Here is a 12,358-nt window from a genome sequence, read left to right as displayed (position 1 = left end):
TCCGCGCAACCCATGAGGACCCCGAGATCCGGAATGTCCGAGGGATGTCACGTCCTGTTGCGTAACGGCGGCATCGCGTACGTGCGCGCGCTCTGCCGCACCGACCGTGAGGCCCTGCACGACCTGGTGAACCGCTCGTCAGAACGCTCCGCCTACCTGCGTTTCTTCACCGGCGGTCGCAACAGCGCGCACGCCTACATCGACCGCATCACCAGTGACACCTACAGCGGCCACGCCCGGGTGGCCCGCCTGCACGACCGGCTGGTCGCGGTCGCCGAGTACATCCCCCTGGACCGCGGCCGCGCCGAACTGGGCATTCTTCTGGACGACGCGGTGCACGGGCTCGGCCTCGGCACACTGCTGCTGGAGCACGTCGCGATGGACGCCGCCGAACACGGCGTGCGCGAACTGGTGGCCGACGTGCTGGCCGAGAACCAGCCGATGATCAAGGTGCTGCGCGACCTCGGGCTGACGGTGACGCAGCGCTTCGAGGACGGCACGTTGCACTTCAGCATCGCCGCCGAGCCCACTCCCGCGCTGCTGGCGGCCATCGAGTCTCGCGACCACGAGGCGCAGCGGGCCTCGCTGGAACGGGTGCTGTCGCCCCGTTCGGTAGCGGTGATCGGCGCGAGCCGCGACGAGCGGGCCGTCGGCCACAAGGTGATCCGCAACCTCATCGAGGTCGGCTTCTGCGGGCCGATCTACCCTGTCAACCCGAACGCCACCCAGATCGCCGGCCTGGCCTGCCACAGCAAGGTGCCCAGCGGCGTGGATCTGGCGGTCGTGGCGGTGCCCGCCCCGCAGGTGCCGCAGGTGGCCCGCGATTGCGCGGACGCGGGAGTGGCCGGGCTGGTGGTGCTGAGCTCGGGGTTCGCCGAGGCAGGGCAGCATGAGGCGGAGTCGGAGTTGCTGTCGCTTTGCCGTACGGCGGGAATGCGGCTCATCGGCCCGAACTGCCTTGGCGTCATCAACACCGGGGCCTGGTTGAACGCCAGCTTCCTTCCCTGTCATCCCGTCCGAGGGTGCGTGGGTTTGATGTCCCAGTCCGGTGCCATCGGGGCGGCGCTGCTGGACCGGCTGGAGGTCTCCTCGTTCGTCTCGGTCGGCAACAAGGCCGATGTCAGCAGCAACGACCTGCTGGAGTACTGGGAGGACGACGACGACACCGGCGTGATCGCGATGTATCTGGAGTCGTTCGGCAATCCGCGCAAATTCGCCCGCATCGCCCGCCGGGTCGGCAGGCGCAAGCCGGTGCTGCTGGTCAAGAGCGGGCGGGGCGAAGCCGGCAGCAGGGCCGTCCGCTCGCACACCGCCGCCGCGGCGACCCCTGACGTGGCGGTGGACGCGCTCACCCGCGCCGCGGGCGTCATCCGGCTCGACAGCGTCCCCGAACTGATCGACACCGCCAGGCTGCTGGCCGCACAGCCGCTGCCGCGCGGTCGCCGGGTGGTCATCGTGGGCAACTCGGGTGGGCCGCAGGCGATGGCCGCCGACGCGTGCGAGCGGCACGGCCTGCTCGTGCCCGAGCTGCCGTCCGGACTGCTGAACGCCGGGGTCGCCGCGGCACTGGGCAATCCGGTCGACTTGACCGCCGGTGCCACCGCCGCCGAGATCGGTGCGGCCGTCGAGGCGCTCGCGGCCTGTCCCGACACGGACGTGGTCCTCGTCGTGTACACGCCGCCCTTCGGTGATGGCCTGGACGCGACCCGTCAGGCCATCGCCAGCGCCACCAAGACAGCGGCCAAGACGGTGCTGGCCTGCGTCGTCGGCCACGACGGCCTGATCGACGGCCGCGTACCGAGCTATGCCTTCCCCGAACAGGCCACCCAGGCCCTGGCCCACGTCGTCCGTTACGCCGAATGGCGCAACCGCCCGGACGAACCCGTGCCGGCACCTCCACCGGCCGACGAAAGGACCGCCCGGCAGATCGTGCAGGCGGAGCTGACGACACACCCGAACGGTGACTGGCTGTCACCCGCCGGCACGGCCCGGCTACTCGGCTGCTACGGCGTGCCGCTGGTGGAATCCGTCGCCGTGGACGGCCCGGAGGCCGCCGCGGCGGCGGCCTCCCGCGTCGGGCTGCCCGCCGTCCTCAAGGCCACCGGCCCTGTCCACAAGAGCGAGGTCGGCGGCGTCCGTCTCCATCTCCGGAGCACCGACGAGGTACGGCAGGCGTACCACGACATGTCGGCGCGGATCGGCGCCAAGATGACCGGCGCGATCGTCCAGCCCATGCTGTCCGCCGGAGTCGAGATCATCGTGGGTGGCGTGAACTACCCGGCGTTCGGACCGCTGGTCATGGCCGGGATGGGCGGCGTCGCGGCCGATCTGGTGGCCGATCGCGTCTTCCGCGTACCTCCCGTCGTCAACCCCCACGAAATGCTCAATGAGCTGCGCTGCTCCCCCCTGCTGCATGGCTACCGCGGCTCCCCACCCGCCGATGTCGACTCTCTGGCCGATCAGATCGTCCGCATCGGCCGGCTGCTCGAAGACCTGCCGCAGATCGCCGAACTCGATCTCAACCCCGTCATCGTCACCCCCGACGGCGCCACCACGGTAGACGCCCGGATCAGGGTGGCCCCCTGCGAGCCGCGGCCCCCGCTGCCGCTGCGGCGGCTGCGTTGACCAACGACTGCCCCGCACGGGGCTCCCGCACTCGGCGTCTCCTCTGTCGGGCGACCTGTGAAGGTGATCGACCGGTCATGAGTGCCTCCACAAGCCGCTGACCACGGCCACCGGGCAGTGCGCCCGGTGCAGGACTCCATGGCTGACCGAGCCGAGCATCAGACCGGTGAATCCACCCTGCCCGCGCGATCCCACCACCACGAGCTCGGCTGCCCGCGAGGCCTTGGCCAGGGCCGGAACGGGATGCTCGCGGACGATCGACTCGATCAGCTCAACGCCGGGGTGCTTCTCCCGCCACGCGATCAGGCGCTGCCCGACCTCAGGCGCTTCGTCGACCGGCAATGGCCCGTACCCGACGGGATGCGGAGCCGCGATCGGGTATCGCCTGCCATAGAGCACGCGAAGGGGTGCGTTACGGGCGGATGCCTGCGTCGTGGCGTACTCCAGCGCCAGGTCCGCGCACGGCGAGCCGTCGTAGCCCACCACGATCTCGCCGCTGTCTCCCCGTGGGAGCCTCCTGACGACGACCAAGGGGCTCTTGGCATACCCAGCCAGGCCCAGTCCGACCGAGCCGAGCACCAACCCGCTGAACCCGCCCCACCCCCTGCTCCCCACCACCACGGTCTCGGCACTGTCCGACTCGGTCTTGAGCCGCTCGATCACCGCCCCGGTGACCAGGACCGCCGAGATCCGCGCCGTGGGGGCGAGAGCACTGGCCCGCCGGGCCGCGCTCTCGAGCAGTTGCCGGCACCGCTCGGTCAAGGTCTCCTCGTCGCTGGAAGCGGTGAGCGGGTGCTCGGCCAGCCAGGGCTCACGCACGTGGACGATGCGCAGCGGAATGCTCCGGCGTTCGGCGTCCTCGGCCGCCCAGGCGAGTGCCGACCACGCGGCCCGGGAACCATCGACGCCCACGACGATCGCTCTGTTCATCATCGTCCCTCCATCGCTGGTGAGCAGGCCCTTGACACCGCCCATGGTGATCCGATCGCCGGCGCCCAACGGCCTTCCCCCGGCACCCGCCGGCCTTCAGGACACCGTCCGTGTAGACGCGCTTGACGTCATCGGTGCGGCCGCGACGCCGTACATATCGGCCATCGGCGAGGTGGTCTCGACTCGGAGCATCCGCCCTCCCGGAAAGGACCCGGCCATCGGGCGCGCCAGCCCCTCGAACTCCCGTTCACACGTCCAGAGTCACCCTGCAGGCCCACTGACTTACATGGTGTTCGCAGGTCAACTGGTGCAAGGTGACAGCCTTGGGGACCGCCCCGGTCTGGGGAACGGTCGTCAGGTCGGCCATGATCAGGCGGAGGATCAGATGGTTCGCCTGCTGTACGGTCAGCACCTTGATCGGGATCTGTCCTGTGGTGTCCATCAGGTAGATGACCTCCTCCAGGGCCGCCACCAATTGATCCTTGGGCTCGCCGGGCTCGATGTGAAGGTCGAGCGCTCCTGTGGCGGCGGCGCCGCGCAGGTCGAGGAAGCTCTCTACCGTGCCGAGCACAGCCTGGGCGATGCATTCCCCGGTCGTCGGTGCCCATGCCTCGATACGGGTGTCGGCGGTGTGAGGAAGGGCACGGTGCCCGGCATAGGTGCTCATCGGCGTTTCCCTTTCCTGTCGCTCATCCTTTGACGACGCCGAGGGGCATCAGGCGGGCCACCTTACGACATAGCCCTGCCCCCTCACTGGCTGTGATCACGGCGTCGATGTCCTTGTAGGCCGTGGGTGTCTCCTCGGCCAGCCCGCGCCAGGTCGCACCGCGTACGACGATGCCCTGCGCCTCCAGCCGGTCGCGCAGTTGCCTGCCGCTGATGGAACGCGCCGCCTGGTGACGGCTTTGAGTACGGCCCGCGCCGTGGCAGGTGGAGTGGAACGCCTCACCGCCGGAAACGCCAGTGAGCACGTAAGAGGCGGTGCCCATGGTGCCCGGAATCAGCACGGGCTGGCCTGCCGGGGCCAGATCGGCCGGTAGATCGGGATGGTACGGCGGCAGCGCCCGAGTGGCCCCCTTGCGGTGGACGCACAGCCGCGCGCCGTCGTGCGTTTCGATCTTCGCCAGGTTGTGCGAGACGTCATACACCAGGTCCAGGCCGCTGCCGGCGATGTCCAGGAAGGCCCGCCGCGTGGCCTCGCCGAGCAGTTGCCGGTTGGCACGCCCGTAATTGGCCGCGGCGGCCATGGCACCGAGGTACGCGCGGCCTTCGGGGGAATCGACCGGGGCACAGGCGAGTTGCCGGTCGGGCACCGTGATGCCGTAATGCGGCATCACCTTGTCCATCGCGCGTACGTGGTCCGTGCAGATCTGGTGGCCGAGCCCGCGCGAACCGCAGTGGATCATCACGCACACCTGGCCGCGATGGAGGCCGAAGGTAGCTGCCACCGCCTCGTCGTACACCTCCTGGACCGCCTGGATCTCCAGGAAGTGATTGCCGGAGCCGAGGCTGCCCACCTGGTTCAGCCCTCGCTCCATGGCGCGGGAGCCGACCTGGGAGGTGTCGGCGTCAACGATCCCGCCGAAGTCCTCGCAGCGTTCCAGATCCCGCGCCACGCCGTGGCCCTGGTCGACGGCGTACCGGGCACCGCCGTACAGGACCCTTTCCAGCTGTGGCCGCCCGGCCAGGTGCCAGACGGCGCCACGGGCGGGACCGCGCGGGATGACATGATCGAGGCGATCCAGGAGCCGGTTCATCAAGGGTGCCAGCCGGTCGCGATCGATGCCTGCCGCGAGCAGCCGTACTCCGCAGGAAATGTCGAAGCCGACCCCGCCCGGGGAGACCACACCTCCGGCCGCGATGTCGGTGGCGGCCACGCCGCCGATCGGGAATCCGTATCCCCAGTGCAGGTCGGGCATGGCGTAGGAGGCGCGGACAATGCCCGGCAGTGCGGCCACGTTGACGACCTGCCGCAGCGCCTGGTCCTCCGGAAGCAGCGCACGGGAGGCCAGGACGACGCCGGGCACTCGCATCGATCCGTGCCGCTCGATGCGGAAGCGATAGGGCGTCTCCTCGACGAGCTGGATCATGTCTTCCGCCCCCATAGTGCAGATTGCCCATATAGGAGTCCGGGTTCCGGCTGGCGGAACCAGGTATCGGCGCAGGCAACGCCGGGCCTCTCAACCCAGGCTTGTCCTGAAATGGTCGGCGAACCAGTCGCGTGCCAGGTCGGCGACGCTTTCCAGCGCTCCGGGCTCCTCGAAGAGATGCGTAGCGTCAGGGACGATCTCGAGGCGGTTTTCACAGCGCATTCGCTCTAGCGCCGCCTGATTGAGATCAACCACCAGTTCGTCCCGGCTGCCCACGATCAACAGCGTCGCCGCCCGCACCGCGGACAGCCGCGGTCCGGCCAGGTCCGGTCGTCCACCTCGTGAGACAATAGCGGCCACCTGGCTGCCCGGTTCCGCCGCGGCCCACAGCGCGGCCGCCGCTCCGGTGCTGGCGCCGAAATAGCCCACCGGCAGGTCCACAACCTGGTGATCGGTAAGCCAACCTGTCACCTGCGAGAGCCGTTCGGCCAGCAACTCGATGTCGAACACGTTGCCGCGGTCATACTCCTCCTCGACCGTGAGCAGATCAAAAAGCAAGGTACCCAGTCCCGCGCGGTTGAGCAGCGAGGCCACATACCGGTTGCGCGGGCTGTGCCGGCTGCTGCCACTGCCGTGCACGAAGACCACCATTCCCTCGGCCTTCTCCGGAATGGTGAGTTGCCCTGGCAACTGGACAGGACCGACATCCACCAGCACCTCAGCGGCGATCTCCGGCGAGGCGGATTCCGGCACGCTCCCCTTCTCAGGCATGCCCTTGGCCACCGGGTTCGCGGCCCGATGCAGCAGTTCGACCACTTGCTCATCAGTGATCTGAGTGAAGTCGACGTACCAGGCCCCGATGGAGTAGAGAGCGGCAGGCGTCTCCAGGCAGATCACCTCGTCGGCGTCTTTGCGCAGACTCGCGATCGTGTCCGGCACCCCAACAGGGATTGCCAAAATCACGCGCGAGGCCCCACTCGCACGAGCCACCCGGCAAGCGGCACGAGCGGTGCTGCCCGTGGCGACCCCGTCGTCTACCACGATGATCGTACGGCCTGCGAGGTCGACCGGCGCGCGACTGGCACGGAAGCGATGCGCACGGCGCCGTAGCTCGGCTTCCTCGCGCTCCTCGACCTTGGTCATCTCCTCGGGCGTGGCATTCGCCATCCGGACGACGTTCGCATTGATCACGCGTACGCCGCCTTCTCCGATTGCACCGAATCCCAGCTCGGGCTGGAACGGCACCCCAAGCTTACGTACCATGATCACATCCAGCGGCGCACCCAAGGCCCGGGCCACCTCGAAGGCCACCGGTACGCCGCCCCTTGGCAGCCCCAGGACCGCCACATTCTCATCCGTGATCAGTCCAGCCACTCGTTCGGCCAGGCGCACACCTGCGTCATGACGATCGGCGAACACTATCCGCACCCCCAAAGCCCCACGTCGGCGGCTTGGAAGACCTCCTCCCCTCACCATCCGAGTGCAAGCGGCCCCATGGGTAGGGTCGAAGGTCCCTATTTGTGAACCTGCCCGGCACCGCGACGACTGCGATCCCCACTGTTCGCGTTACGCAGACGGCCGTTCACGCGCGGGGTGACGACGCCGGAGGGTCTTTCCTGCGGCCACGACTCCATCCGAGCGCGTCGATGGAACCGGATTTGGGACCAAGGTCCCGGCAGGCCGGGTCACCCGGCCCTGGAAGGACTCGGGGCCGCTCTCCGAGACTGGAGGCGGTTGATTCCGTACCCTTGATGGGGGAGTACGCGAACATGAATCACATCGTGCTCGGCTATGACGGCTCGGACTTCTCGGTGCAGGCCCTGGACTGGGCCCTGGACGAGGCCGAGCTGCGTAAGCTCCCGCTGACCGTTTCCCATGCCTGGCAATGGCCTTACGGCGAGGCGCACGTGGAGGCCAAGGCCCACCTGCGCAAGGCCGCCGAGCACGTGCTGTGGCACGGCGCCGACTGCGCCCGCTCGTCCAGTTCCGGGCTACACGTGGAAACCGACCTGTACGAAGGCCCCGCCGCACAACGCCTGGTCGAGCTCTCCAGCCATGCCGCGCTCGTCGTGGTCGGCTCCCGTGGGCTGAGCGCGCTGCCCAGAGTTGTCGTCGGCTCGGTCGCCGGATACGTCGCCGCCCACGCGGACTGTCCCGTGATCGTCGTACGCGGCCCAGGGCCCCTGCCCGCCGCGACACATCTCGGACCCGTCGTCGTGGCGGGCACCGAGCCGGACGCCTCGGTCCTGGAATTCGCGTTCGGCGAGGCCGCCCTGCGCCAGGTGCCGGTGTCCGCCCCGGTGGACGTGACCAAGTGGGCGGATCGCCATCCGGAAGTCCGCGTCCAGACGGAAGCTGCCCGCGATCAGGCGACGCTCGTCGTGGTGGGGCGCAAGCGCGCCGAGTGGTTCGGCACGGCGGAGTTCCTTGCCCAGCACTCTCCCTGCCCCGTCGCGGTGGTGCCCGGAGGATGAATGTAGCCCGGCGCGGGCGGTTGGGCACCGTGACGGTCCTCGTTGCCGGGGGGGACCATGGACCTGCCACCGAGGGACGTAAGTCCCTGTGATGCGGATGCCGACCCTGGCAAAGGTAGGGAAGGAGAGCACTGCCTGGGAGATGGCCCTGATGCCTTGACCCCAAGCCCGATGCGGTTCCCGCAACCGAGGAGACGCAGCCGCTAGAGCTCGAACTGAATCTTGTCAAGGCCCGGGTCGGCAAAGCCGAGAAGCGGATCCAAGCGTTGGCCGAAGCCATTCTGGCGCTCGCGCGCGGTCTGGCGGCCGGGCCGGTGGAGAAGCCCGGGGCAGACGCACCCCGAGCAGGCCGCACGGCTCGCCCGCGAACTGCCGCTTGCTGCCGGCCTCATCAGAAGGGACGTGACACGGCATGAGCAGTCGACACGCCTCCGTGACGTTTGACCCCCGCGAGGTACGGGTGGAAACACGCGGCACCATCTCACCCGGTGCAGTCGACGATGCCCGCGAGGTGGTGGCGGCAGCGACGTCGTTCGCCCACGAGCCAGTGCTCTTCGCCCGGGTCAAGCTCAGCGCCTCGGCCGATCCAGTTGTGTTCTGTCCGTGCACCGCGCAGGCGAACATCGACGTCAGCGGGCGGCTCGTCCGCGCTCAGGCGGTCGGCGAGTCCATACACCAAGCCATCCGGCTGCTCGGCGACCGGCTCCGGGTCCGGCTGCGCCATGCCGGCGGGGACGGGGAGAACCTGCGTGGGCGACGCCCAGAGGACGCCGACGACGAGTGGCGGCGCTCCAGTCCTCACCGTCGCCCGCTGCCCTACTCCCCCCGGATCGGGGGAGAACGCGAGATCGTCCGGCACAAGGCCTACGAGCTGGCCTGGGCTACGCCCGATGAGGCGGCCTTCGACATGGAACAGTTCGACTACGACTTCTACCTGTTCACCGAGGCGGAAACCGGCCAGGACAGCGTCATCTACCACAACCGGGACGGTTACCGGCTCGCGCAGATCGTCCCCATGCCCCACAGGCTCGGCCCGGTGTCGATCCCACTCACGGTCAGCTCCGTTCCAGCACCCGTCCTCTCCATCAGTGAAGCGGTCGAGCGTCTGGAAACCACCGGTATGCCATTCATCTTCTTCGCCGACGCCGGCACGGGGCGGGGCAGCCTCGTCTACCACCGTTACGGCGGCCACTACGGCCTCATCACACCCCGCAGATGATCAGTCGGCTTCGCCTACATGGCGGAAGGCTTGCCCGCTACGGAGATCGGCGTGAAGTCACCACGGCCCACGCCGGTGCGCAAGCCAGCGTCCGCGTTCCCACTCCGCCGCCGGTAAGGGCCCGGATCCTGGAGGAATACGACCGGTTCGATAAGGCCGGCAAGGGCGCGCTGCTGAGGCGGGAGTGCCTGTACTCGTCGCTGATCTCCAGTTGGCACACGGCGGGGGATCGCCCAGCGCAAGCAGGGCATATATCCCATGTCAGGCGCTTCTGTCTGATTTCCGGAGGTGGCTGTGCGGCCATCAGAGGCCGCAAGCGGCGTTCTCCTGGTGCCCGCCTTGAACAGGAGGTAGAGATGATCACGAGACGGGGGTTCCTGGCAGGCGGGGTGGCCCTCCTCACCTCTCCCCCGGATCCTGCCGGGGCGCTCCGGGGCGGCCGGATGAACCCCGCCTCCATCGCCAAGTACGTCGTCCCCCTGCCGGTGCCCTCCATCATGCCGGCCGCCTCGAAGGACGGCCCGGCCGACCGGTACGTGATCGGCGTGCGACGGCTCCGCCTGCAGATCCTGCCGCCCGGCAGCCCAGCCACGACGGTACTGGGCTACGGAGCGGTGGGAACACCGCGAAGCTTCAGCAGCCCGGCCTTCAGGATGGAGGCCAGAGTCGGCCGTCCAGTACGGGTCACGTGGGTGAACGAGTTGGTCGACGGCCACGGGAGAGCCCTTCCACATCCGCTGCCGGTGGACCCGACACTGCACTGGGCCAACCCACCCGGCGGACGGAACGGACGCGACTCACGTCCGGCCTTCACCGCCACGCCCGGCCGCTACCCCGGGCCGGTCCCGATCGTCACGCACCTGCACGGCGGACGCAACTCCGACCACAGCGACGGCCATCCCGAGGCCTGGTTCCTGCCTGCGGCACGCGACATCCCGGGCGGGTATGCCACCGAGGGATCGCAGTATGCCGATTTCGCTGCTTCCTTCACCGACCAGCACAAAGGCTCCTGGAGTCCGGGATCGGCGGTCTTCCATTACGACAACGAGCAGCGGGCCGCGACCATGTGGTTCCACGACCACGCTCTCGGCATCACCCGGCTCAACGTCTATGCCGGGCTGGCCGGCTTCTACCTGCTGCGCGGTGGCCCTGCCGACCTCGCACCGGGCCTCCTGCCGGGCCCAGCCGCCTTCGGGGCGACGAGGAGCCAGGGCATACACGAGATACCGATCATCATCCAGGACCGGACATTCGCCGCCGACGGCTCGCTCTTCTATCCGGCGAGCCGCAGACAGTTCGACCGATTCGCCGGGCCGTACATCCCCGACAGCGATATACCACCCATCTGGAACCCCGAGTTCTACGGCAGCACCATGATGGTCAACGGCCGCACCTGGCCGTACCTGCCCGTCCAGCCACGCCGCTACCGATTCCGGCTCCTCAACGGATGCAACAGCCGCTTCCTCGACCTGAAAATCGTCACGACTCCGCTGACTCGACGGCCCGCCTCCGCCGCCCTGCCCTTCTGGCAGATCGGATCAGACGGAGGATTCCTGCCCACGCCGATCCAACTCGGAGAGGTCCTACTGGCCCCGGCGGAACGCGCCGACGTGATCGTCGATTTCTCCGGCGTACGCCCGGGGACGGAGTTGTTCCTGATCAACGAAGCCCCGGACGGCCCCTTCCACGGCCGCCACCCCGTGACCCCGGCCGACCCCGCGACCACGGGGCAGGTCCTGAAGTTCACGGTCCGCCCGCTGACGGAACCCGACCGCACCGTGCCACCCGCAGAACTTACCCTGCCCGCCTTCACCCCATTCGGCACGGCAAGTACGACTCGTCAAGTCGCGCTGCTCGAGCAGGACTCCAAGCGCGTGGCGGGCGTGGGACCGGCGGTCGCGCTCCTGGGCACCCTGGAGGGAGGCGGCACAGCGAAGATGTGGTCCGACCCGATCACCGAGAACCCGGCCGTCGGCGCCACCGAGACGTGGGAGATCCACAACTTCACCATGGATACCCACCCGATCCACCTCCACGAGGTCGTGTTCCAGGTCATCGACCGGCAGCCGTTCCACGGCCCCGCCAGGCCGCCGGAGGCTTGGGAGCGCGGCTTCAAGGACACCGTCATCGCCTACCCGAGCCAGATCACCCGGATCAAGGCCACCTTCGACCGGCCGGGCCTGTTCGTGTGGCACTGCCACGTCCTCGAACACGAGGACAACGAGATGATGCGCCCCTATCGCATCGGCCCATGAGCACCACATTCCCCCCGTTCCCCGGTCGTCCCGCGTGCTCGTGGGACGACCACAGGATCAGGTGCATGGCGCTGCCGCGCTGGCGCAAACCAGCAGACCGGAGCGGGGGCGAATCAGTGCCCGGCTAGCGTCGAGACCACCCTGAGACCTCCGTCCTCGTCGAAAGCTCGCCCGGCGGCTCCGCCCAGACTACGGAGACGTGGGCCAGAATTTGGGCGAATCCAGCGCCGGATCGATCACCCGCAGCCGACTCGCTACCGTGGGATCGACGCCTCGCAAAGCGATCAAGCGTGGTCCGCTGGATTCCTCCAGCATCGCCGGCGCGCTCGGCAATCCAGCGGCGACCGTCGCGATCGCGGCGCCCATCCCGACCAGCCCAGGGTGCTTGTGCGGGTATTCGATCCGGTGCAGACCAGAGGCGGCGACAGCGGCCACTTCCCGCGGTCGCTGCATCTGACGGCCGTCGTTGGTGAGAACCACGTGGAACCCCTTCGGCCGCGGCTCGCGGATACGGGGTCTCATCGCGCGTACCCGGCCAGCCAACAAGATCCAGAACGAGCTTCGTAGTCAATCACGACATCGTCCACCTTGAGTCGCGGGCAACTGTTCGAGCAGGCAACTGCAGCCGCGGGGGTCCCGCGGGCCCTCGCCCCGAAACGTGGACACCTTGAGTACCGGATGATGGAGATCCGGAGACAAGGAGTTCCACGTGGCGATGAAGTCGTATCCGCCGGAGTTCAAGGCGGACGCCGTCGCGTTGTACCT

General features: G+C 68.7%; 9 protein-coding genes. 4 read left to right on the top strand and 5 right to left on the bottom strand.

Annotated elements, in window-relative coordinates; genetic code table 11:
- Positions 1–33: 33 nt before the first annotated feature.
- A complete protein-coding gene (locus ABGB18_RS33935) occupies positions 34–2,625 on the top strand; it encodes a GNAT family N-acetyltransferase (RefSeq protein ID WP_347699748.1) in 2,592 nt (863 codons plus the stop codon).
- 75 nt (positions 2,626–2,700) lie between these two features.
- On the opposite strand, the gene ABGB18_RS33930 is transcribed toward ABGB18_RS33935, so the two are convergent.
- The 4 genes from ABGB18_RS33930 to ABGB18_RS33915 all read right to left on the bottom strand — a co-directional run bounded on the left by ABGB18_RS33930 (position 2,701) and on the right by ABGB18_RS33915 (position 7,064).
- Positions 2,701–3,558 (bottom strand): universal stress protein, encoded by an 858-nt coding sequence (locus ABGB18_RS33930; protein WP_347699747.1) that lies wholly within the window; start codon positions 3,556–3,558, stop codon positions 2,701–2,703.
- Positions 3,559–3,802: 244 nt separating this feature from the next.
- A complete protein-coding gene (locus ABGB18_RS33925; protein ID WP_347699746.1) occupies positions 3,803–4,222 on the bottom strand; it encodes an archease in 420 nt (139 codons plus the stop codon).
- Between the two features lie 22 nt (positions 4,223–4,244).
- Complete coding sequence (locus ABGB18_RS33920) at positions 4,245–5,645, bottom strand: RtcB family protein (RefSeq protein ID WP_347699745.1); 1,401 nt, start codon at positions 5,643–5,645, stop codon at positions 4,245–4,247.
- Positions 5,646–5,735: 90 nt separating this feature from the next.
- A complete protein-coding gene (locus ABGB18_RS33915) occupies positions 5,736–7,064 on the bottom strand; it encodes a phosphoribosyltransferase family protein (protein ID WP_347699744.1) in 1,329 nt (442 codons plus the stop codon).
- Between the two features lie 350 nt (positions 7,065–7,414).
- On the opposite strand from ABGB18_RS33915, the gene ABGB18_RS33910 reads away from it, so the two are divergent.
- From ABGB18_RS33910 to ABGB18_RS33900, 3 genes are all read left to right on the top strand, one after another.
- Positions 7,415–8,119 carry a universal stress protein gene (locus tag ABGB18_RS33910; protein WP_347699743.1) on the top strand — a complete coding sequence of 235 codons (705 nt, stop codon included), beginning with the start codon at positions 7,415–7,417 and terminating at the stop codon, positions 8,117–8,119.
- A 433-nt stretch (positions 8,120–8,552) separates the two neighbouring features.
- A complete protein-coding gene (locus tag ABGB18_RS33905) occupies positions 8,553–9,338 on the top strand; it encodes a sigma 54 modulation/S30EA ribosomal C-terminal domain-containing protein (protein WP_347699742.1) in 786 nt (261 codons plus the stop codon).
- A gap of 356 nt (positions 9,339–9,694) precedes the next feature.
- Positions 9,695–11,593: a multicopper oxidase gene (locus ABGB18_RS33900; protein ID WP_347699741.1), complete on the top strand. Its 1,899-nt coding sequence runs from the start codon at positions 9,695–9,697 to the stop codon at positions 11,591–11,593.
- A gap of 189 nt (positions 11,594–11,782) precedes the next feature.
- Here ABGB18_RS33900 and ABGB18_RS33895 read toward each other — a convergent pair whose 3' ends face one another.
- Entirely contained in the window at positions 11,783–12,073 is a 291-nt protein-coding gene (locus tag ABGB18_RS33895; protein WP_347699740.1) for a hypothetical protein, read from the bottom strand.
- Between the last annotated feature and the right edge of the window lie 285 nt (positions 12,074–12,358).

The sequence above is a fragment of the Nonomuraea sp. B12E4 genome (genome assembly GCF_039871825.1).
In the GTDB taxonomy this organism is placed as follows: Bacteria; Actinomycetota; Actinomycetes; order Streptosporangiales; family Streptosporangiaceae; genus Nonomuraea.
The sequence above is the reverse complement of the archived record's forward strand: the minus strand, read 5'-3'. Positions and strand labels throughout refer to the sequence as shown.

Bases quoted from the DNA above. Each gene is read 5' to 3' on its own strand.
- ABGB18_RS33935 (WP_347699748.1), top strand. From the start codon at position 34: ATGTCCGAGGGATGTCACGTCCTGTTGCGTAACGGCGGCATCGCGTAC.
- ABGB18_RS33930 (WP_347699747.1), bottom strand. From the start codon at position 3,558: ATGATGAACAGAGCGATCGTCGTGGGCGTCGATGGTTCCCGGGCCGCG.
- ABGB18_RS33925 (WP_347699746.1), bottom strand. From the start codon at position 4,222: ATGAGCACCTATGCCGGGCACCGTGCCCTTCCTCACACCGCCGACACC.
- ABGB18_RS33920 (WP_347699745.1), bottom strand. From the start codon at position 5,645: ATGATCCAGCTCGTCGAGGAGACGCCCTATCGCTTCCGCATCGAGCGG.
- ABGB18_RS33910 (WP_347699743.1), top strand. From the start codon at position 7,415: ATGAATCACATCGTGCTCGGCTATGACGGCTCGGACTTCTCGGTGCAG.
- ABGB18_RS33900 (WP_347699741.1), top strand. From the start codon at position 9,695: ATGATCACGAGACGGGGGTTCCTGGCAGGCGGGGTGGCCCTCCTCACC.